We start from the raw sequence: 20,637 nt of genomic DNA, 5'->3' as shown, positions 1-20,637 counted from the left end.
CCATGATCACTATGCCAACGCTTTCGCATTTCTCCGCACTGGCCGCTGCCGTGCTGCTGGCGGGCTGCAGCAGCCTGCACACCCCCTTCGAGGCGCCGGCTTCGGCCATCCCCGCGGCCTGGAACGCACCCGTGGCCGAGACCGCCCAGCCCCTGCGCGCAGCCAGCACGCTCGCTGACGCGTGGTGGACGCGCTTTGGTGACGCACAGCTCAACGCACTGATCGAACAGGCCCTGGCTGCCAACCGTGACCTCACCGTCGCAGCGTGGAACATCCGCCAGGCCGAGGCCACACTGGGACTTGCGCAGGACCGGCGCACGCCCACCTTGGGCGCCAGTGCCTCCGCCGGCGCCAACCGCAGCCTGGATGGCGGCCCCACCAGCCGCAGCCACGCCCTCAATCTCAGCCTCAGCTACGAACTGGACTGGTGGGGGCGCCTGTCCGCCCAGCAGGATGCGGCGCAGTGGCGTCTGCAGGCCACCGAGCAGGACCTGCAGACTGCCGCGCTGGCGCTGGTGACCAACGTCGCCACGCTGTACTGGCAGCTGGCCTACCAGAATGAGCAGATCGGCGCTGGCGAACAAAGCCTGGCCTACGTACGCCGCACCCAAGAACTGGTACAGGCGCAGTACGAAGCAGGCAGCGCCTCCGGCCTGGAAGTGCAGGAAGCGCGACGCAGCGTCGCCACCCAGGAAGCCGCCCTGGCGCAGCTGCGCCAGCAGCGCGCCACCACGCGCCACGCGCTGGCGGTGCTGCTTGGAATGCCGCCCACGGATGCCGCGCTGGCAACCGTACTGCCCAATGAGCCCGCGTCGCTGCCGACTTCCGAAGTGCCGGATGTACCGGCCGGGGTGCCCGCGCAGGTACTGGCGCGCCGCCCCGACGTGCAGGCCGCCGAGGCGCGCCTGCGCGCGACGCTCGCCGATGCGGATGCCACGCGGGCGAGCTTTTACCCCACCCTCAGTCTGACGGGTGGGCTGGGCGCATCCAGCAGTGCGCTGGGCAATCTGCTGTCGAATCCAATCGGTTCGCTGAGTGCCAATCTAGCACTGCCATTTCTTCGCCAGACGGAAATGCGCCTGTCCAACGCCGCCAGCCGTGCTACCTACGAGGCGGCGGCGGCAGGTTTTCAACAGACGCTGCTGACTGCGCTGCAGGAAGTCGAGGACACCCTACAAAGCCGCGTGCAGCTGGCCGAACAGCGCCGCTGGCTGGCCGAGCAGCTGCACGCTGCGCAGCAGGTTGAATCCCTCAATGAGGTGCGCTATCGCTCAGGCGCGACGCCACTGCGCAACTGGCTCGACGCCCAGCAATCGCGCCGCAACGCGCAGCTGGCGCTGTCAGGCAACCGCATGGAGCAGCTGCGCACCCAGCTGACGCTCTACCGCGCGCTGGGCGGCGACGCCATGCTGCCCGTACAACCGCTGCCCTCGCTGCAGGAACTGGCCAGCCCGCGCGACTGAACCCCGGCCGCCCGGCCGAGGTTCACAACCCTGTGGGCAAGTGACACAACAACTGCGCAGTTACCCACAGCACGCGCAGCCGGCCCAAGTTGTCCCCAAACGCGCCGCGACCAACGGCCGGTTGCTCCACCGCATCCGCGGCACGTAAAGCATTGATGTGGAATGGGAAAAATGCCTATCCACAGGTTCGAGCGCCACTTACTACTACGATTATTCTTTTCTTTCAAAAAAGAAAACATCGCAGTCGTATAGGAAAACAGACAGACAAGGGGATTTTGCATAAAATAGCACGACCGTTCTATTTTTTTACGCATCCCCACCATGGCTACAAAAAGAACAAACCGCAGCACGGATGCGGACAGAACCACATCGGCCAAGGGCCTACAGACACGCCAGGCCATTTTGGATGCCGCCTTGCGTCTGGTGGCCCAGGTCGGTCTGGAAGGCCTGTCCATCGGCGCACTCGCGGAAGTGGCTGGCATGAGCAAGTCCGGCGTGTTTGCCCACTTTGGCTCGCGCGAGGACCTACAGATCGCGGTGATTGGGCATTACCACCAGAGTTTTGAGCGTGATGTATTCCTGCCTGCGCTGCGGCTGCCACGCGGACTGCCACGGCTGCAGCACATGGTCACGCGCTGGATGCAGCGGATCCTTTCCGATCTCGACTCCGGCATTTTCATCAGCGGCGCAGTGGACTTTGATGACCGTCCAGGGCCCGTGCGCGAAGCCCTGCAACACTCGGTACGCACCTGGATGGCGGCATTGCAACGCGCTGCCGAGATGGCCCAGCAGGAAGGACATCTCTCGCCGCAGGTGTCCGCCCGCCAGCTGGTGTTCGAGATTCATGCGCTGGTACTCGCACTGCACTACGACGCCCGCTTTCTGCAAAACGACGATTCCCTGCGCTGCGCCATAGAAGGCTTGCAGCGGCTGCTGCGTGACCATGCAACGGATGCCACCGTACTGGCCGACCTGGAAGCGCGCGCGCTGTTGGCCGCATCCAATGGCCCCCGCGGCAAAGCTAACGTGCATGCACACTGAAGGCCACGGCAACAGGTGCTGAACCGCGCCATGGTGCACGCGACGGCGGTCTGCCCGCGCGATGCATCGGCAATGAGAGTGACAACCATCACAAGGAGACAAGACCATGCCATTGACCTATAACCCCCCGCTGCGCGACATGCACTTTGCCCTGCACGAGGTGCTCGGTGCGGTGGAAACGCTGCAGAAGCTGCCGCGCTTTGCCGATTTCGACCGCGATACCTGCAACGCCATACTGGAGGAGGCCGGCAAGTTTGCCGCCGAGGTGGTTGCGCCCACCAACAGCATCGGCGATCTGCAGGGCTGCACGCTGGACAAGCAAAGCCACAGCGTCAAGACCCCCGACGGTTTCAGACAGGCCTACCAGCAGTATGTCGAGGCCGGCTGGCCGGCACTGTCCTGCGATCCGGCCTATGGTGGCCAGGGCCTGCCGTTTGTCGTCAACCAATGCCTGTACGAGATGCTCAACAGCGCCAACCAGGCTTGGACGATGTATCCCGGCCTCTCCCATGGCGCCTATGAGGCCCTGCATGCCCACGGCAGTGACGCACTCAAGCAACGCTACCTGCCCAGGCTGACCAGTGGCGAGTGGACTGGCACGATGTGCCTGACCGAGCCGCACTGCGGCACCGATCTCGGCCTGCTGCGCACCAAGGCCGAGCCGCAGGCCGATGGCAGCTATCTGCTCACCGGCAGCAAGATCTTTATCAGCGCGGGCGAGCATGACATGGCCGAGAACATCGTGCACCTGGTGCTGGCGCGCCTGCCCGATGCTCCGGCAGGCAGCAAGGGCATCAGCCTGTTTGTGGTACCCAAGTATCTCGTCAACGACGACGGTTCGCTGGGCGCGCGCAACCCGATCTTCTGCACCGGGCTGGAGCACAAGATGGGCATCCACGGCAACGCCACGGCGCAGCTGAGTCTTGAGGGCGCTGTCGGTCACCTTGTGGGTCAGCCGCATAAAGGGCTGGCGGCGATGTTCGTGATGATGAATGCGGCACGCCTGGGCGTGGGCAACCAGTCGCTGGGGCTGACCGAGATCGCCTACCAGAATGCACTGGCCTACGCCAAGGAGCGCCTGCAGATGCGCGCGCTCTCCGGGCCCAAGGCCCCCGAGCAACCCGCCGACCCGATCATCGTGCATCCGGACGTGCGCCATCAGCTACTGACTGCCAAGGCCTATGCCGAAGGCGGTCGCCTGCTCAGCGCCTATTGCGGTGTGCTGCTGGACAAGGCGCACGCGGCCGAGGACGAGACCGAGCGCGCCGGCGCGCAGGCCGAGCTGGCACTGCTGACGCCCATCGTCAAGGCGTTCTTGACCGACAACGGACTGGCCGCCACGATCGGCTGCCAGCAGGTATTTGGCGGCCATGGCTACATCCGTGAAACCGGCATGGAGCAGCTGGTGCGCGATGCCCGCATCAACTTGATTTACGAAGGCACCAACGCCGTGCAGGCACTGGACTTGCTGGGCCGCAAGGTGCTGGGCGATGGCGGCAAGGCCCTGACGCAGTTCGGCAGGAAGATTGCCGCATGGGGCGCCGAGCACGCAGACAATCCGAAGATGGCCGAGTTTCTGCTGCCGTTGCAGGATCTGGGCGAGCGCCTGACCGAGGTCACGCAGGCCATTGGCGCACGGGCGCAGCGCAATCCCGATGAAGTCGGTGTGGCAGCGGTCGATTACCTGCGCATTGCCGGTCACCTGACCTTTGGCTGGCTGTGGGCCCGCGCAGCCCAGACGGCATTGCAGGCGATCGCCGACGGCCGTGACGATCCGCTCTATCCGGCCAAGATCGAGACGGCGCGCTTTTACTTTGCGCGCCTGCTGCCCGAGGTGGAAACACCGCTCAAGCGCCTGCAGGCCCACGCCAATACCATCCTCAAGACCAGCCACACACTGGCGTGAGCGGGCAAACGGCTTGCGCGGGCGCTATGCTTGGCGTCTGTTTCGCGTTCCCGAGGATGCCGTGTGTTCACAGTTCAGATTCAAGACCAACCCATTCTGTTGACCGATGCGCGGGTGCCGGAGCAGGCCCCCGCGGAGCTGGCCCAGTGTGGTGCGGTGGTACGCTTCGTTGGGCGCGTACGCAATGATGCGCGTGGCGCTGCGCTCAGCCATCTGGTGCTGGAGCACTTCCCGGGGGTGACCGAGGCGGAAATCGGACGCATCGTTGCCCAGGCGCGCCAGCGCTGGCCGCTGCAGGCGGTGCGCGTTGTGCATCGCGTTGGCCACATTGCCGTGGGCGAGCCCATCGTGCTGGTCGAGACGGCCAGTGCGCACCGCCGTGATGCCTATGAGGCCAACGCCTTCGTGATGGACTACCTCAAGACCGAGGCGCCCTTCTGGAAGCAGGAGTGCTTTGCCGATGGCCAGGCGCACTGGGTCGAGGCCAAATCGAGCGACCAGGCGGCCCAGCAGCGTTGGATGGTCGCGCCTGCTGGCGTGGCTGCAGGTGGGCGGCGCATCGGCGCGCTGATTCTCGCTGGCGGCCAGGGTCGTCGCATGGGCGGGCGTAACAAGGGGCTGCTGCCGCTCGATGGGCTGCCGCTAGTGCAGCATGTCGTGCGTGCCATCCAGCCGCAAGTTGGCTACCTGGCCATCAGTGCCAACGATGCGCTGGCGCAATACCAGGCGCTAGGCTGGCCGGTATTTCCGGATGCGCAAGCATGGCAGGGGTTGGGGCCGCTGGCCGGGCTGGCCAGCTGCGCACCACATTTACCGCCGCATCTGGATGCGCTGCTGGTCGTGCCGTGCGACACGCCGCGTCTGCCAGCAGACCTGGTGGCCAGACTGGCGCAGACGCTGTTCACCCCGGATGCGGCGCCTGCGGTCATCGCCGAAACGGCCGACGGCCCGCACCCCAGTGTTCTGCTGTGTCGGCCCGCCATGCTGCTGGGGCTGTTGGCACGAGCGCCTGTGGCGCACCAGTCCGACTTGAGCATTCGCGGTTGGCTGACCCAGCACGGCTATGAACGCGTCTTCTTCGAGGATGCACAGGCTTTCATCAACGTCAATGACCCCGCGACGCTGCAGCGATTGCAGCGCGCGTGACGGGCACTGCGCCCTTTTCCATTTTCCGAACTGCGAACTCCATGTCCAACGCCCTACTCGATTACCACGACGCGCTTGCCACCTTGCTGCAGACGCACCGCCCCATCGACCGCAGCGAGACCGTCGCGCTGGCGCAACTGAACGGCCGCCTGCTTGCCAGCGACGTACCGGTGCGGCTGGACGTGCCGGCCTTTGACAACAGCGCCATGGACGGCTATGCCATCCATGGCGATGCGCTCGGCCAGTGGCAGGTCGTGCAGCGCATTGCCGCAGGTGACGATGCGGCTGGCGTGGCATTGCAGCCGGGCCAGGCCGCGCGCATCTTCACCGGTGCGCCGATTCCCGCGGGAACCACCTCGGTCGTGATGCAGGAGCACGTGCAGCGCGAGGCGGACACCATCACACTGGCCGCCGATGCCCAGATCCAGCCGGGCCAGCATATCCGCCGCCGCGGCGAGGAGCTGCGCACGGGCGATACCTTGCTCAGACAGGGACAGCGGCTGAATCCTGCCACCATTGGTCTGCTGGCCATTCAGGGATATGCCGAAGTGCCCGTAGTGGCGCAGCTGCGCGTGACCGTGTTCTCCAGCGGCAACGAACTGGTGCAGCCCGGCCAGCCGCTGCAGTCCGGCCAGATCTACGACAGCAACCGCGTGATGCTGATCACCTGGCTGCGGGCACTGGGATTTGCCGTCACCGATGGCGGCGCACTGCCCGACCGGCTCGATGCCACCCGCGACGCGCTGCAGCAGGCAGCGCAGCAGGCCGATGCCATCCTGTGCTCCGGCGGTGTCTCGGTCGGCGAGGAGGATCATCTGAAAAACGCCCTGACCGAAGTGGGCACGCTGATCCAGTGGCGCCTGTTCATCAAACCCGGCAAGCCCTTTACCTGGGGGCATATTTCCGGCCCCGCGAAGGATTGCCACGTCTTCATGCTGCCTGGCAACCCGGTTTCCAGCCTGGTGACGTTCCAGCAGCTGGCGTTACCGGCATTGCGGCGCCTGGCTGGCTGGCCAGTGGACCAGGCACGGCCGCTGCAGTTCAAGGCGCGTGCCGGCTTTGGCCGCAGCCGGCCGGAACCGCGCCGCGAATTCGTGCGCGTGGTGCTGACGCAGGATGCGCAAGGCTGGCGGGCCACGCCGGTGGCCAGGCAGGGCTCGAACATGCTCTCGGGAGTGGCGCAAGCCAACGCTCTGGCGGAAACCGCCCCCGGTGCCTGCATCGCGGAAGGCGACTGGCTGACGGTCTATCCGCTGTTTGACCAACTGGCGCCGGTTCACTAGCCAGAATCAGTCAACAAACTGTCGTTTTGTTCTGGAAATTCGACAAGTTCATTCAGCCGCAGACGGTTTATCCGCACGAGGGCCACTTTTAGACTCTGAAGCTTGTTTTCAGACCAGACAGGAGCCCTCTCATGACCGACCATTCATTGCGTGGAAAAGTCGTTCTTATTGCCGGTGGCGCCAAGAATCTCGGCGGCCTGATCGCCCGGGACTTTGCCCAGCAGGGCGCCAAGGCGGTGGTGGTGCACTACAACAGCGACACTACCCGTGCCGATGCCGAGGCGACCGTGCAGGCTGTCAAAGCACAGGGGGCCGATGCGCTGGCCTTTCAGGCAGACCTGACGCATGGCGCGGCTGTTGAACAACTGTTTGCCGATGCCAAAGCGCGTTTCGGCCAGATCGATGTGGCGATCAACACCGTGGGCAAGGTGCTGAAAAAGCCCATCGTCGAGATCAGCGAGGCCGAATTCGACGCGATGGATGCGGTCAACAACAAGAGCGCCTTCCTGTTCCTGCGCGAGGCGGGCCGGCAACTGGCCGACCACGGCAAGATCGTGACCGTTGTCACCTCACTGCTGGGGGCTTTTACGCCGTTTTATGCAGCCTACGCCGGCAATAAGGCGCCTGTGGAGCACTATACCCGTGCAGCCGCCAAGGAATTCGGCGCACGTGGCATTTCCGTCACCGCCGTCGGCCCTGGCCCGATGGACACGCCGTTCTTCTATCCCGCCGAAGGCGAGGATGCCGTGGCCTACCACAAGACCGCAGCGGCCCTGTCGCCGTTCAGCCCCACGGGCCTGACGCACATTGAGGATGTCGTGCCGTTCATCCGGCATCTGGTAACCGATGGCTGGTGGATCACCGGCCAGACAATCCTGATCAACGGCGGTTACACCACCAAGTAGCAGAGCGCGGAAGGTGCGGATGCGCCAGCGCCACGGCAGGCGTCATAATTGGCCCTTTGGACAGTGCTGCGGGCAAGCAGCGGCTCGGCCAGCTCCGGGTCGCGCCACGGCACCCCCCGCAGGAGCAGGCGCGCCATGGACAGGCTGGAGCAGTACCGCATCTTCATGCAGGTGAGCGAATCGCGCAGTTTCACGCGCGCGGCGGCCGCGCTGAACCTGCCGCGAGCCACTGTCTCGACCGCCGTGCAGCAGCTGGAACAGGTGCTGGGCACCCGGCTGCTGCATCGCACCACCCGGCAGGTCAGTCTCAGTGCCGATGGCGTGCGCCTGCTGGAGCGGCTGCGTCCGTTGCTGGAGGAAGCCGAGGCGCTGGAGCAGCTGTTCCAGCCCGAGCAGCGCAGCGTTGCCGGTCACCTGCGCATCGACGTGCCCAGCCGCGTGGCCCGCAAGCTGGTGGCGCCGGCGCTGCCAGAGCTGCTGCGCCGCTACCCGGGGTTGAGCCTGACGCTGGGCTCCAGTGACCGCAGCATCAATCTGGCCGAGGATGGCGTGGACTGCGTAGTCCGCATAGGGCCGGTTGAGGACAGCAGCTTGGTGGCCCGTCCACTGGGCGCCGTCGCCATGGTCAATTGCGCCCATCCGGCCTATCTGCAGCACCACGGCATGCCGCTGGAGCCCAATGATCTGCTGCAGCACTGGGCCATTGGCTACCAGTCCGCCACTGGCAAGACCGCCAGCTGGGATTACCTTGATGCACAGGGTCGTTCACACAGTCTGACGCTGCCCTGCCGCGTCACCGTCAACAATGCCGAAACCTATCTGGCCTGCTGCCGGGCCGGTCTCGGGCTGATTCAGGTCCCCCGCTACGACGTTGCCGCACTGCTGGCCTGCGGGGAACTGAAGGAGGTGCTGCCTGACTGGCTGCCGGCGCCGATGCCCGTCACCGTGCTGTACCCGCACCGGAGGCAGCGTTCGCGGCGTCTGAGCCTGTTCATCGCGTGGATGCAGGAGCTGTTGCGGCCGCATCTGCATGCCCCGGGCTGAACGCATGGCCCTGATCCCCTCCCGCGACTGGCTGGAGCGCAATCAGCTGTTGTGCTATCTGCTGGCAATCGCGCTGGGCTGGCTGCTGGGCGTGGCCCAGCCACAGTGGGTTCCCGTGCTGGATGCCCTGGGGTGGCCATTGCTGGCTGCGTTGCTGTTTGCCACTTTTGCCCAAACGCCGGTGGCGGCACTGCCGCAGGCGCTGCGCAACCGGCCACTGTTACTGACACTGCTGATCGGCAACTTCGTCGCCATTCCACTGGTGGTGGCCATGCTGTTGCCACTGGCCGGCCCCCTGCCGGCGGTGCAGCTGGCTGTCGTGCTCGTACTGTGCGTGCCCTGTACGGATTGGTTCATCACCTTTACCGCCAGCGCCGGAGGTGATGTGCCCAGCGCGGTAGCGTGGACGCCGTTGTCGCTGCTGCTGCAGCTGTTGCTGTTGCCGCTGTACGCGCACTGGCTGCTACAGGCCGATGTGGCGCAGCTGCTGTGGCAGCCGCGCGTGATCGGCGCTGCCGTGCTGCTGATCCTCTTGCCGCTGACACTGGCATGGCTGCTGCAGCGCTGTGCGCGGGGCCGACCCATGCTACAGCGGCGGCTGGCGCAAACGGGCTGGTGGCCGGTGCCGCTGCTGGCCCTGGTGATCGTACTGGCCGCCGCCGGACAGCCGCAGGCCATCATGCAGGCACATGCACGCCTGTGGCAGCCACTGCTCGTGTTTGCGCTCTTTGCTGCGCTGACCGTGCCGCTGGCATGGCTGCTGGCGCGCCTGGCGCGCCTGCCGATGGCGCAGTCACGCACCCTCCTCATCAGTCTTGCCACACGCAACTCCTTTGTGATGCTGCCGCTGGCCTGGGCGCTCGGTGATGCGTTTGCGCTGACGCGCACGACCATCGTATTGCAGTCGGTGGTCGAGCTGCTGGCCATCGTGCTGCTGGCTGCGCTGGCTAGGCGCCTGTTTCCGTAGCGGCCGGCCTCACTACCCCTGACGCATCCTTTGCGCCGCGCGACCCACGCATAATGGGACTTTCGCTGGTAGATCATGAAAGGCACGTATGGCGGCATCCGCATCGCTGTTGGCTCGGCTGGGCATCACCTGGCCATTGATACAGGCGCCCATGGCGGGCGTGAGTACCCCGGCGCTGGCGGCTGCCGTCAGCGAGGCTGGTGCGCTGGGCTCGCTGGGGCTGGGCGCGTGCACCGCAGCGCAGGCTGCAGAGTTGATTGCCCAGACCCGTGAGCGCACCAGTCGGCCCTTCAACGTCAATCTGTTCTGCCACCGCCCGGCCCACCGCGACGCGGCGCGTGAGCGCGCCTGGCTGGAGTTTCTGGCGCCCGAGTTTCGGCGTTTCGGCGCGCAACCGCCGACGGCGCTGCAGGAGGGCTATGCCACCCTGGTCGGCAATGTGGAACTACTGCAGATGCTGCTGGCACTGCGTCCGGCGGTGGTCAGCTTCCATTTCGGATTGCCGGAGCAAAGCGCCATCGACGCGCTGCGCGAGGTCGGCATCGTCACCATGGCCTGTGCCACCAACGTCCAGGAGGCCGCGCAGATCGTGCGCAGCGGCATTGACATTCTGATTGCGCAGGGCGCCGAGGCGGGCGGGCACCGCGGTTGTTTCGATCCCGCGCAGGATCCGATGCTGGGCACCTTCGCACTGGTGCGCATGCTGGCCGCGCGCCTGCCCGTGCCGGTAATCGCGGCAGGTGGCATCATGGACGGCGCCGGCATGGCTGCGGCCCTGCGGCTGGGCGCTGCCGCTGTGCAGCTGGGCACGGCATTCATCCTTTGCCCCGAATCCTCTGCCAGTGCCGCCTACCGCGCGGCGCTGCAGAGCGACCAGGCGCTGCAAACCGCCGTGACCAGTGCCATTTCTGGCAGGCCGGCACGTGGCATTGCAGGCCGCCTGCACGCGCTCGGTGCCCGTGCCGATGCACCGGCGCTGCCGGACTACCCGGTGGCCTACAGCGCTGCCAAGGCCCTGCATCAGGTGGCCGTGCAGCACGGCTGCCACGATTACGCTGCGCATTGGGCCGGGCAGGCTGCGCCATTGGCGCGTGCGCTGCCCGCGGCGCAGCTGGTGGCAACGCTGGTGCAGCAATGGCAGGCGCAAGGGGTGACAGCAACGGCCGGATCCTGAGAACCTGTTTACGATCTTTTCTCGCCCTGCGCCGGTCGCGAGCGCAGCGCACGAGGGGGTGAACGGGCTCCTAGAAATTCGCCGGAGGCGCCACGGAAGTGGCTTGCTGCTGCAGGCGCTGCTGCACCGCCTCGCCCAGCTGCAGCACCGCCAGCGCGTAGTAGCTGGACTGGTTGTAGCGGGTGACAGCGTAGAAGTTTTCCGTGCCGATGACATATTCGGCCGGCTGCGCACCGTTGCGCAGTTCAATCAGCGCCATCTGCCCGTCGTAGCGCTGGCCAGCCGGCAGCAGCTGCGCGCCCAGTGCCACCAGGCCGGGCTGGTCAAAGGTCGGCAGGATACTGGGTGCCAGCAAGGCCGCTTTCTGCGCGTCGTCGGCCTGCAGCGCCACGTCGAAGTACGCGGGTTGGCCGGCGCGCCAGCCGTGCGCGGCAAGGTAGTTGGCTACCGAGCCGATGGCATCTTCCGGGCTGTCGATCAGGTTGACGCGGCCATCGCCGTCGAAATCCTGTCCGTAAAGCATCCAGCTCGAGGGCATGAACTGCGGAATGCCCATGGCACCGGCATAGCTGCCTCTGAGCTGCAGCGGGTCAAGCCCGTTGCTGCGCGCCATGCGCAGAAACTGCACGAGCTCGCGGCGAAAGTAGTCGGCGCGCTCCAGTGCCCGTGGGTGTTCTGAAGGGTAGTCAAAGGCCAGCGTCGCCAGTGCATCGAGCACGCGAATGTTGCCGGTGTTCTGGCCGTAGGAGCTCTCGATTCCGATGATGCCGACGATGACGCTGGCAGGCACGCCCCAGCGCAACTCGGCGTCCTGCAGCGTGCGCTGATGGCGCCGCCAGAACATCACGCCCGATTCGATGCGGGCGCTCGTGAGTAGGCGCGCGCGGTAGGCCTGCCAGTCGCGCACGGTGGTCGTGGTGCCGGGCGCTGGCGTCATCAGACGCTTGACGCGCGCGTTGTACTGGGCCTGGCCCAAAACCTGGGCGACCCACTGCGCTGGCAGTTCCGCATCGTCGGTCAGACTGCCGGCGAAGGTCTGCAGCTGCATGCGCCATTGCCGCTGCTGCGCCTCCTGCGCACTGGCTGCCTGCGGCGCGGGCTGGGCGTTGGCAGTGGGCGCGGCAACCATGGCCAGCGCCAGGGCGGCGCAAGCGGCAACCAAACGGCGCGAGGGAAGGGCAATCAGGTGGCAACGGCGGGCGTGAACAGGCAAAACGACAATCTCAGGCTACTTCGGTGGATGTGCATCGCCTGGCCATTGCAGGTGATGCCAGCGGCGCGCCAGTGCGGCCACGGACGCATCGGCATGCGTGCCGTAGCGCTGAGCATCCAGCGCGATGAGCCATTGTGATACATCCGCTGCGGCGGCGCCAAAAAACCTGTCGGCCGCCTGTGCCATGCGCCGCGGCGGCGTATGCGGCGGCAGCGGCAGACCTGCGGCCTCCAGCCGGGCGCGGGTGTCCTGCAGCAGGCGCTGCCAGGGATCGCGTCGGCGGCTGCGCAGCCAGGGCAGCAGCAGGAAGCCAAGCGTGGTCACGCCCATCACGACCACTGCCGTCAGGGCAATGGCCAACCAGCTGCTGCTGCGCAGGCCCAGCCGTTGCAGCAGCGTGCGCTGGTTGCGCTGGTCGTAGTTGAGCACCCACTGGGTCCAGCGGTAGTCGATGGCGTCGCGCACTGCCTGGTACTGCGCCAGCCAGCTGAAGGCGCTGCTGTAGCCACCAGTGCGTGTGTCACTGCCCTGCTGCGCCAGCGCTTCCGACTGCGTGAGGTTGATGCGCTGCGGCGCAATTGCTGCCGTCGGATCGATGCGCACCCAGCCCTCGCCCGGCAGCCAGATTTCCACCCAAGCGTGCGCATCGGACTGGCGCACCGTCCACACGCCGTCGTAGGGATTGGCCTCGCCGCCCTGGTAGCCGGTGACGATGCGCGCAGGAATGCCGGCAGCGCGCATCAGCACCGCGTAGGCCGAGGCGATGTGTTCGCAAAAGCCTGCACGGTGCACGAACCAGAATGCGTCGGCGGTGTCGTCGCCGTACAGCGGCGGTTGCAGGGTGTAGTGGTAGTCCTGCTCGTGCAGCGTGCGCAGAACGTGTTCAGCCAGGGCACGGTCGCCATGGCCAGGCGCATAGCTGGCGCGCAGCTGCTGCGCCCAGGCGCGCGTGCGGGCGTTGCCCGATTCGGGCAGCTGCAGATAGCGTCGCAGTTGCGCTGGCTGCGCCTGTGCCGCAACCTGGCTCTGCAGATAAGCCTGTGCCTGGTAACGCAAGGCGCTGTTGACCGGACGCACGCTGTGCCAGACCAGCTCCTGGTCGAGGAAGTTCGGCATGCTGTCATCGATGGCTGCGGGCAACAGCTCCAGTGGCAGCAGCCAGCGCTGGCGATGCGGCTCGATGATGGCCTCATAGCGCACAGGCGTGCCAGCAGCAACCACTGGATTCTGGCTGCTGCCGGCAGGGGCCTGCGGCATCAGGGGATAGGCGTCCCCTGCCGTCCAGCGCCTGCCATCGAAGCGCGAAAGCACTGGCCCGCGAAAGTACATCTGTGCCTGACGCGGTCGCGGCGAATCGGCCGCAAACTGCACGCGCAGCGCGATGGCACGGTTCTGTGCCAGATCGGCAATCGTGCCGACCTCCATTGCACCCGACAGCCCGGTCACACCCTGTACCGGCGCGTTCGGAATGCCCCACAGCGGTGGAAAGCGGGGAAAGAACACATACAGCACGGCGATCAGTGGCAGGCCGATGGCCACCAGCCTGGCTGCTGCCAGTGCCGCCTCGCCAATCGGGGGCCGGCCCACGGGCTTTTGCGCATTGATGACGGCCGTCAGCAGACCCCAGAAGACCAGCAGCATCAGCAGTGCCACGGAGATGGTCTGCGCAAACAGGAAGGTGGTGACGATGCAGAAAAACCCCAGAAAGAACAGCACCAGCGCATCCCGGCGGGCATGCAACTCCAGCGTCTTGAGCGCGAGCAGCAGCAGCAGAAACACCAGTGCCGCACCGGATATCGAACGCTGCGCCACCAGCTCCCATGCAGCGCCTGCCATGCCCAGCAACAGCAGGGCTATGACCGTCCAGCGCCGCGGCAGGGCCTGCCTGCGCAGGCTGATCCAGGCACGCCAGCCGAGCAGGGACAGGGCATAGGCACCCGCCCAGAGTGGCAGGGCGCGCGCCATCTGCAGCGTCAGCAATGTCAGTACCGCCAGCAGAAACAGCTCGTCGCGCGTGGTGCGCGAAAGCCGGTTGCAGCGTTGCACAAGGAAGTTCATCGCGCTGGCTCCATCCGCGTCATTGCAGGGCCAATGCCCGCAGGCAGGCATGTCTGTGGGCGGCGCCGGCATCCGGCGCCAGCTGATGGCCCGGCAGCCGCAGCCCGTAGCGCAGGCCGGCTGCATCGGCCTGCAGCACCCATGCGCACAGGCGCGCCAGCACTGCCTCCGGCTGCTGCAGGCCCGTGGCGGCATGGTCCAGCCACAGCTCGGTGGCACCGGTTTGCGCCTGGTCGCGCCGTACCCAGTCGCCATGCCCGGTTGCCAGCGCGGTGGCGGTTTTCTTCCAGAGGATCGTGCGCATCGGGTCGCCGCGCTGGTAGGCGCGAAAGCCGTCGTACTCGAATGCCTCGGCGCGCGTGGACGCCACGCCAGCCAAGCCTGCAGAGCGGCTGTGCGGCAGCGCCGGAGCGTTTGGCTCCGGTGCGGGATAGATCAGCAGTTGCGTGGCAGGCTGCCACAACGACCAGAGCCGGAATGCGCCAAGTGGATAGTGCGTCTGCACGGTGATGACAGGACAGGCGTGCAGGCCACGCGGCAGCGGCGGCAGCGGCAGCTCCACCAAGGCCTGCTCGCCCGGGGCGAGATCGAGCACCTGCCCACACGAGTCTGCCGCATCACGCACCTGTAGCTGCACGGCAAAGCGCTTTCTGGCGGCGGGGCCGCTGTCCACGTGCAGCGTCAGCACCGGGGCCTGGTGCGCGAACGCAGGTGCCGCTGGCTGCGCCCGCAGCGTCAGGCCACGCAGGTTGCCATGCGCCACCAGAATGCTCACGAAGGTCACGCCCGCGAGCATGAAGGTGAACAGGAAGCCGAGGTTGATCTGGTAGTTGACCGAGGCGACCAGCAGCAGCGTGCATGTAACGGCCAGCATCCAGCCGGTGCCGGTGGGCAGCACGTAGAGATTGCGTTGCGTCAGCGTCCAGACGTCGGTGGCCGGCATGCGGCCGCGCAGCCAGGCATCAAGGCGTTGCCGCAGGGCGTGAACAGCCATGACCGGTCCTCAGCGAAGCGGGACGCTTTCAACCATGGCCTGCACCTGGGCGACGGGGCTGCGGCCGGACTGGGCCACCGGCACCAGCCGGTGTGCCACGGTCTGCACGATGGTGTCCTGCACATCGTCGGGCGAGATATGCGCACGTCCCTCAATGAAGGCGCGCGCCTTGGCTACGCGCAGCAGCGCAATGGCCGCACGCGGGCTCAGGCCCTGCACGAACCATTGGCCATTGCGGCTGGCCTCGACCAGATCCAGCACGTAGTCCAGCAGCGGCGCGGACGCATGCACTTCTGTGACGGCCTGCTGGATGCGCAGCAACTCGGTGGCATCCAGCAGCGGCAGCAGCTCCTGCGCCTTGCGGCGATGGCCGTTGCCCGCCAGGATGCGGCGCTCGGCCTCGCGGTCCGGATAGCCCAGTGAGACGCGCATCAGGAAGCGATCCAGCTGCGACTCCGGCAGCGGGTAGGTGCCCAGCTGCTCGCGCGGATTCTGCGTGGCGATGACGAAAAAAGGCTGCGGCAGCGCCCGCGTACTGCCTTCGGCGGTGACCTGGTACTCCTCCATGGCCTCGAGCAGCGCGCTCTGCGACTTCGGGCTGGCACGGTTGATTTCGTCGGCCAGGAGGATCTGCGCAAAGATCGGCCCGGGGTGGAATACGAAGCCTTCCCGCGCACGGTCGTAGACCGACACGCCCGTCAGGTCGCTGGGCATGAGGTCGGCGGTGAACTGCACGCGCGAGAACTGCAGGCCCAAGGTGTGGGCCAGCCCGTGCGCCAGTGTCGTCTTGCCCACGCCAGGCACATCCTCGATCAGCAGATGGCCGCCAGCCAGCAGGCAGGTCACGCAGTCGCGCACCTGGTCGGACTTGCCCACGATGAGGCCGTTGAGCTGCGCCAGTACGGCGTTGATTTGCGCGTGAAAAGCCATTTTTGCGTGTAGAGTATTTGCATGCGCACAGAGCGCCGGGTAGGGGAAACCCGCTCGGCTACGAATACAAGGTGCAGGGCACAACCGTAAGCACCTGTAAATATGGCTTTCAATGGTAAGGCACTTGGGAGACAACGCCATGGCGACAGGATATTTCACGCACCGGGATTGCTGGTTGCACGACATGGGCGCAGGTCACCCTGAATGTGCAGCGCGGCTCGATGCCATTGAGGACCGGTTGCTGATCTCTGGTGTGATGGATGTGCTGCAACGGCACGATGCGCCCAAGGCCTCCATCTACGATCTGGAACTGGCGCACAGCCGCATGCATGTGGCGGCGATGCGCGGGCTGGACCTGCTGATGCAGGAGGAAATTGCCGCTGGCGGCGATGGCTACTCCCAGATCGATACGGACACGCTGCTGTCGCCGCACACCTGGAATGCCGCGCTGCGCGCGGCCGGTGCGGTAGTCGCCGCCACGGACATGGTGATCGAAGGCAGGCTCGACAACGCGTTTTGCGCCGTACGCCCACCCGGACACCATGCCGAGCGCGACAAGGCGATGGGCTTTTGCTTCTTCAACAACATTGCCGTTGGCGCCAAGTACGCGCTGCAGCGGCGCCAGCTCGAGCGTGTGGCGGTGATCGATTTCGACGTGCATCACGGCAATGGCACGGAGGACATTCTGGCCGGCGATGCGCGCACGCTGATGGTCAGTTTTTTTCAAAGTCCATTCTTTCCCAACAGCGGCGAGCAGGCCAAAGGCGAGAACATGTGCAACATCCCCGTGCCGGCTTACACCAAGGGCATGGATGTGCGCGAGATCATCGACATGATGTGGGTGCCTCGCCTGGAGGCCTTCAAGCCGCAGATGATCTTCATCAGTGCGGGCTTTGACGCCCACCGCGACGACGACATGGGCCAGCTGATGCTCAGCGAGAGCGACTACGCTTGGATCACCCAGCTGATCGTCGACATTGCCCGGCGCCATGCCGGCGGGCGCATCGTCTCCAGCCTGGAAGGCGGCTACGTGATGGAGCCACTGGCACGCAGCGTGGAAGCGCACGTGCGTGTGCTGGCCGGGCTGTGACAGGGGCCGCATGCGCGCTGGCCGGGCAGCCGGCAGGGCCGTCGGAATGCGCCGCGTCTTCACGCGGCATTATTGCAACTGACGCACAATCCGGATCTGTTGCACCGACTCGGCTGCGGACCGTCAAGGACGGCACGCAGTGCGTCGCCAGACGGACACCACGGACCTCCAAGCCACCATGCCATTGACTGCGCCTGCCTCCGACTCAGCCGCTGCCATGCCTACCATCGGCGACGAACTCGCCCGCAACTCGCTGATCAGTTGGGCGGGCCAGTTCAGCGGACCCCAGGCCCTGCTGGAGCTGGGCCTGGTCCTGCTCATGCTGTTCGTCCTGTGGGGCGCGCTGCGTGCGCTCAAGCGGGGGTTGGACTACGACAATCCCGACTCCGTCCTGTTTGGTCGGCATATCTATGACGGCGTGCTGCTGCCACTGCTGGCGGTGGGCCTGCTGGCCATCCTCCAGCCGTTGCTGGCGCGTGTGCAGCCGGTACTGGTGCTGCCGCTGGCCTCGGCGCTTCTGACATCGCTGCTGTTGATCCAGCTGGGCGTGAAGGTGCTCAAGGCGGCGTTTCCCGGCAAGGCATGGGTGCAGCCGATCTCGCGCAGCATTTCCTGGCTGATCTGGGGCTGGGTCGCACTGTGGATCGTGGGCCTGGGGCCGACCATCCTGCGTGAGCTCGATGCCATCACGTGGACCATCGGTGGCAGCCCGGTCTCGCTGCGGCGCCTGCTGGAGTCGGCCGTGACTGCGGTCATCTTTCTGCTCGTCAGCCTGTGGGGTTCATCGATCATTGAGAAGAAGCTGATGGCACCGGCCATCGGCGCACGCCCCTCGGTGCGCAAGGCGATTGCCACCACGATTCGCGCGGTGCTGCTGCTGATTGGTCTGCTGGTTGCACTGAACATGGCCGGCATTGACCTGACGGCGCTGTCGGTTTTCGGCGGCGCGCTCGGTGTGGGCATCGGCCTGGGCCTGCAGCGGCTGGCGGCCAACTACGTCAGCGGCTTCGTGCTGCTGACCGAACGCGCAATCCGCGTGGGAGATGTCATCCGCGTCAATGGCTTCGAGGGCACCATCACGGAGATGTCCGGCCGCTATGCCTCCATCATGGCCAGCAGCGGCAGGCAGGCCATCGTGCCACACGAGATGTTGACCAATTCAATGGTGGAGAAGGTCTCCACCGAACAAAGCAACGCGCTGCAGTCGACCTCGCTGCTCATTACCCACGGCAATGACTTGGCGCTGGCGCAGCAGTTGATGGTGCAAGCCGCGCAGGCCTGCCGCCGCGTGCTGGCTAAACCCGCTCCGTTTACGACGCTGGTGAACGTCTCCCCCGATGGCCTGGAGCTGAAGCTGAATTACTACATTGCCGACGTGCATCTGGGCGGACTGGAGAGCCTGCGCTCGGAGATCAACCTGGCCGTGCTGAAGGCTTTCGCCGCCCATGGCGTGACGCTGGCGACCACCAGCCAGAGCATCAACTGGGGCCAGCTGCAGGCCTTGTTTGCGCAGGCCGGTCACGCGCCAGCAGCTTCCGACGGCGCCTCCGATACCTGAGCGATGCCGCACCGCAGGGCGCGGGTTGCCTGCCACGCTGCCCGCGGCTTGCACGCCTGCTGCGCAACCGCGTCTAAAATAGAACGTTCGTGCGATTTTCCAAACCCTCTGACTGCAACCGGCCCGAAGTGGCCCCATTAGGAGAGATATTCCGATGACCAAGGTCCTGGTACCCGTCAAGCGCGTGGTCGACAAAGACATCAAGGTGCGCGTGAAATCCGACAACAGCGGTGTGGACATTGCCAATGTCAAGCACAGCATGAATCCCTTCGATGAGATCGCCGTAGAGGAAGCGGTGCGGTTGAAGGAAAAGGGCGTGGTCAGCGAAATCATTGCCGTCTCCATCGGCCCGACGCAGGCGCAGGAGACGCTGCGCACGGCGCTGGCCATCGGCGCTGACCGTGCCATCCTGGTCGAGGCCGAAGGCGAGATGCAGCCGCTGGCCGTGGCCAAGATCCTCAAGGTGCTGCGCGAGAAGGAAGGCGCCGACCTGGTCATCATGGGCAAGCAGGCGATCGACGACGATGCCGGCCAGACCGGGCAGATGCTGGCCGCGCTGGCCGATCTGCCGCAGGCCACCTTTGCCTCCAAGATCGAGATCGAGGGTGGCACGGCCACGGTCACCCGCGAAGTCGATTCGGGACTTGAGACCATCCGCATGGCGCTGCCTGCGGTCATCACCACTGACCTGCGCCTCAATGAGCCGCGCTACGTCACGCTGCCCAACATCATGAAGGCCAAGAAAAAACCGCTGGAGAATGTCAAACCAGCCGATCTGGGCGTGGATGTCACCCCCCGCCTGAAGACGCTCAAGGTCAGCGAGCCGCCCAAGCGCAGCGCTGGCATCAAGGTGCCCGATGTCGCCACGCTGGTCGACAAGCTCAGGAACGAAGCCAAAGTCATCTGATAGAGGGGAGACACGATCATGACCACACTCGTCATCGCCGAACACGACAACACCGAACTCAAGGGCGCCACGCTCAACACCGTAGCGGCAGCGACTGCCATTGGGGGCGAAATTCACGTTCTGGTAGCAGGCCACAATGCCGCTGCCGTCGCCCAGGCTGCCAGCCAGATCGCCGGTGTCAGCAAAGTGCTGCATGCCGACAGCCCGGCACTGGAACATGCCCTGGCCGAGAACCTGGCGGAGCAGGTTCTGGCTGTTGCCGATGCCTACAGCCACATCCTCTTTCCCGCCACCTCGGTTGGCAAGAACGCAGCGCCCCGGGTAGCAGCCAAGCTGGATGTCGCGCAGATTAGCGAGATCACCAAAGTGGTGAGCGAGGACACCTTCGAGCGTCCGATCTACGCCGGCAGCGCCATTGCCACGGTGCAAAGCCAGGATGCCAAGAAGGTCATCACCGTGCGCGCCACGGGCTTTGATGCCGCTGCTGCCTCGGGCGGCTCGGCGGCGGTGGAAACCGTCGCTGCCGTGGCCGATACCGGCAAGAGCAGCTTCGTGGGGCGGGAAGTCAGCAAGAGCGACCGCCCCGACCTGACTGCAGCGCGCATCATCGTCTCCGGCGGTCGGGCGCTGGGCAGCGAAGAAAAGTTCAAGGAGGTGCTGACACCGCTGGCGGACAAGCTTGGTGCTGCGATCGGTGCCAGCCGTGCGGCCGTGGACGCTGGCTACGCCCCCAACGACCTGCAGGTCGGTCAGACCGGCAAGATCGTTGCGCCGGATCTGTACATTGCGCTGGGCATCAGCGGCGCCATCCAGCATCTGGCCGGGATGAAGGACTCCAAGGTCATCGTCGCCATCAACAAGGACGAGGAAGCGCCGATCTTCTCCGTGGCCGACTATGGCCTGGTCGGTGACCTGTTCACCGCTGTGCCTGAGCTGATCGAAAAGCTCTGATCCATTG

The 20,637-nt window shown here is 65.8% G+C and carries 17 protein-coding genes; 13 read left to right on the top strand and 4 right to left on the bottom strand.

What is annotated here, in order from left to right; genetic code table 11:
* Nucleotides 1-2 precede the first annotated feature (2 nt).
* The 9 genes from AAV94_RS11895 to AAV94_RS11850 all read left to right on the top strand — a co-directional run bounded on the left by AAV94_RS11895 (nt 3) and on the right by AAV94_RS11850 (nt 10,929).
* Nucleotides 3-1,463, top strand: coding sequence for an efflux transporter outer membrane subunit (locus tag AAV94_RS11895; protein WP_046742449.1), 1,461 nt, complete (start codon nt 3-5; stop codon nt 1,461-1,463).
* 321 nt (nt 1,464-1,784) lie between these two features.
* The gene (locus AAV94_RS11890) at nt 1,785-2,504 is read left to right on the top strand and encodes a TetR/AcrR family transcriptional regulator (protein ID WP_046742448.1); all 720 of its coding nucleotides are present in this window, start codon (nt 1,785-1,787) and stop codon (nt 2,502-2,504) included.
* Nucleotides 2,505-2,610: 106 nt separating this feature from the next.
* Nucleotides 2,611-4,410, top strand: a complete 1,800-nt coding sequence (locus tag AAV94_RS11885; RefSeq protein WP_046742447.1) for an acyl-CoA dehydrogenase C-terminal domain-containing protein — start codon at nt 2,611-2,613, stop codon at nt 4,408-4,410.
* A 63-nt stretch (nt 4,411-4,473) separates the two neighbouring features.
* Nucleotides 4,474-5,556, top strand: a complete 1,083-nt coding sequence (mobA, locus tag AAV94_RS15375) for a molybdenum cofactor guanylyltransferase MobA (RefSeq protein ID WP_197408068.1) — start codon at nt 4,474-4,476, stop codon at nt 5,554-5,556.
* A 41-nt stretch (nt 5,557-5,597) separates the two neighbouring features.
* On the top strand, nt 5,598-6,839 hold the full coding sequence (locus AAV94_RS11870; RefSeq protein WP_046742446.1) for a molybdopterin molybdotransferase MoeA: 1,242 nt from the start codon (nt 5,598-5,600) through the stop codon (nt 6,837-6,839).
* A gap of 131 nt (nt 6,840-6,970) precedes the next feature.
* Nucleotides 6,971-7,744, top strand: a complete 774-nt coding sequence (locus AAV94_RS11865) for an SDR family oxidoreductase (RefSeq protein ID WP_046742445.1) — start codon at nt 6,971-6,973, stop codon at nt 7,742-7,744.
* A 135-nt stretch (nt 7,745-7,879) separates the two neighbouring features.
* Nucleotides 7,880-8,788, top strand: coding sequence for a LysR family transcriptional regulator (locus tag AAV94_RS11860; RefSeq protein ID WP_046742444.1), 909 nt, complete (start codon nt 7,880-7,882; stop codon nt 8,786-8,788).
* Between the two features lie 4 nt (nt 8,789-8,792).
* Complete coding sequence (locus AAV94_RS11855) at nt 8,793-9,755, top strand: hypothetical protein (protein WP_046742460.1); 963 nt, start codon at nt 8,793-8,795, stop codon at nt 9,753-9,755.
* Nucleotides 9,756-9,843: 88 nt separating this feature from the next.
* Complete coding sequence (locus AAV94_RS11850; protein WP_046742443.1) at nt 9,844-10,929, top strand: NAD(P)H-dependent flavin oxidoreductase; 1,086 nt, start codon at nt 9,844-9,846, stop codon at nt 10,927-10,929.
* Between the two features lie 70 nt (nt 10,930-10,999).
* On the opposite strand, the gene mltB is transcribed toward AAV94_RS11850, so the two are convergent.
* The 4 genes from mltB to AAV94_RS11830 are packed head-to-tail and all read right to left on the bottom strand — an operon-like array spanning nt 11,000 to nt 16,124.
* On the bottom strand, nt 11,000-12,142 hold the full coding sequence (mltB, locus tag AAV94_RS11845) for a lytic murein transglycosylase B (RefSeq protein WP_231731382.1): 1,143 nt from the start codon (nt 12,140-12,142) through the stop codon (nt 11,000-11,002).
* Nucleotides 12,143-12,157: 15 nt separating this feature from the next.
* Nucleotides 12,158-14,200 carry a transglutaminase family protein gene (locus AAV94_RS11840; RefSeq protein ID WP_046742442.1) on the bottom strand — a complete coding sequence of 681 codons (2,043 nt, stop codon included), beginning with the start codon at nt 14,198-14,200 and terminating at the stop codon, nt 12,158-12,160.
* Nucleotides 14,201-14,219: 19 nt separating this feature from the next.
* Nucleotides 14,220-15,194, bottom strand: coding sequence for a DUF58 domain-containing protein (locus tag AAV94_RS11835; protein ID WP_046742441.1), 975 nt, complete (start codon nt 15,192-15,194; stop codon nt 14,220-14,222).
* A 9-nt stretch (nt 15,195-15,203) separates the two neighbouring features.
* A complete protein-coding gene (locus AAV94_RS11830) occupies nt 15,204-16,124 on the bottom strand; it encodes an AAA family ATPase (RefSeq protein WP_046742440.1) in 921 nt (306 codons plus the stop codon).
* Between the two features lie 139 nt (nt 16,125-16,263).
* On the opposite strand from AAV94_RS11830, the gene AAV94_RS11825 reads away from it, so the two are divergent.
* The 4 genes from AAV94_RS11825 to AAV94_RS11810 all read left to right on the top strand — a co-directional run bounded on the left by AAV94_RS11825 (nt 16,264) and on the right by AAV94_RS11810 (nt 20,630).
* Complete coding sequence (locus tag AAV94_RS11825; protein WP_084824900.1) at nt 16,264-17,214, top strand: histone deacetylase family protein; 951 nt, start codon at nt 16,264-16,266, stop codon at nt 17,212-17,214.
* 217 nt (nt 17,215-17,431) lie between these two features.
* Nucleotides 17,432-18,772, top strand: a complete 1,341-nt coding sequence (locus AAV94_RS11820) for a mechanosensitive ion channel family protein (RefSeq protein ID WP_156454424.1) — start codon at nt 17,432-17,434, stop codon at nt 18,770-18,772.
* A 154-nt stretch (nt 18,773-18,926) separates the two neighbouring features.
* Nucleotides 18,927-19,679, top strand: coding sequence for an electron transfer flavoprotein subunit beta/FixA family protein (locus AAV94_RS11815; protein WP_046742438.1), 753 nt, complete (start codon nt 18,927-18,929; stop codon nt 19,677-19,679).
* A gap of 18 nt (nt 19,680-19,697) precedes the next feature.
* Entirely contained in the window at nt 19,698-20,630 is a 933-nt protein-coding gene (locus AAV94_RS11810) for an electron transfer flavoprotein subunit alpha/FixB family protein (protein WP_046742437.1), read from the top strand.
* The last annotated feature ends 7 nt before the right edge of the window (nt 20,631-20,637 follow it).

It is taken from the genome of Lampropedia cohaerens (assembly GCF_001005215.1).
Taxonomy (GTDB): domain Bacteria; phylum Pseudomonadota; class Gammaproteobacteria; order Burkholderiales; family Burkholderiaceae_C; genus Lampropedia; species Lampropedia cohaerens.
This window is presented reverse-complemented; position numbering and strand designations above follow the sequence as displayed.

Coding starts and splice junctions, on each gene's coding strand:
- AAV94_RS11865 (WP_046742445.1), top strand. CDS start 6,971: ATGACCGACCATTCATTGCGTGGAAAAGTCGTTCTTATTGCCGGTGGC.
- AAV94_RS11840 (WP_046742442.1), bottom strand. CDS start 14,200: ATGAACTTCCTTGTGCAACGCTGCAACCGGCTTTCGCGCACCACGCGC.
- AAV94_RS11870 (WP_046742446.1), top strand. CDS start 5,598: ATGTCCAACGCCCTACTCGATTACCACGACGCGCTTGCCACCTTGCTG.
- AAV94_RS11810 (WP_046742437.1), top strand. CDS start 19,698: ATGACCACACTCGTCATCGCCGAACACGACAACACCGAACTCAAGGGC.
- AAV94_RS11855 (WP_046742460.1), top strand. CDS start 8,793: ATGGCCCTGATCCCCTCCCGCGACTGGCTGGAGCGCAATCAGCTGTTG.
- AAV94_RS11850 (WP_046742443.1), top strand. CDS start 9,844: ATGGCGGCATCCGCATCGCTGTTGGCTCGGCTGGGCATCACCTGGCCA.
- AAV94_RS11815 (WP_046742438.1), top strand. CDS start 18,927: ATGACCAAGGTCCTGGTACCCGTCAAGCGCGTGGTCGACAAAGACATC.
- AAV94_RS11860 (WP_046742444.1), top strand. CDS start 7,880: ATGGACAGGCTGGAGCAGTACCGCATCTTCATGCAGGTGAGCGAATCG.
- AAV94_RS11835 (WP_046742441.1), bottom strand. CDS start 15,194: ATGGCTGTTCACGCCCTGCGGCAACGCCTTGATGCCTGGCTGCGCGGC.
- AAV94_RS11885 (WP_046742447.1), top strand. CDS start 2,611: ATGCCATTGACCTATAACCCCCCGCTGCGCGACATGCACTTTGCCCTG.
- AAV94_RS11825 (WP_084824900.1), top strand. CDS start 16,264: ATGGCGACAGGATATTTCACGCACCGGGATTGCTGGTTGCACGACATG.
- AAV94_RS11895 (WP_046742449.1), top strand. CDS start 3: ATGATCACTATGCCAACGCTTTCGCATTTCTCCGCACTGGCCGCTGCC.
- AAV94_RS11890 (WP_046742448.1), top strand. CDS start 1,785: ATGGCTACAAAAAGAACAAACCGCAGCACGGATGCGGACAGAACCACA.
- AAV94_RS11830 (WP_046742440.1), bottom strand. CDS start 16,124: ATGGCTTTTCACGCGCAAATCAACGCCGTACTGGCGCAGCTCAACGGC.
- AAV94_RS11820 (WP_156454424.1), top strand. CDS start 17,432: ATGCCTACCATCGGCGACGAACTCGCCCGCAACTCGCTGATCAGTTGG.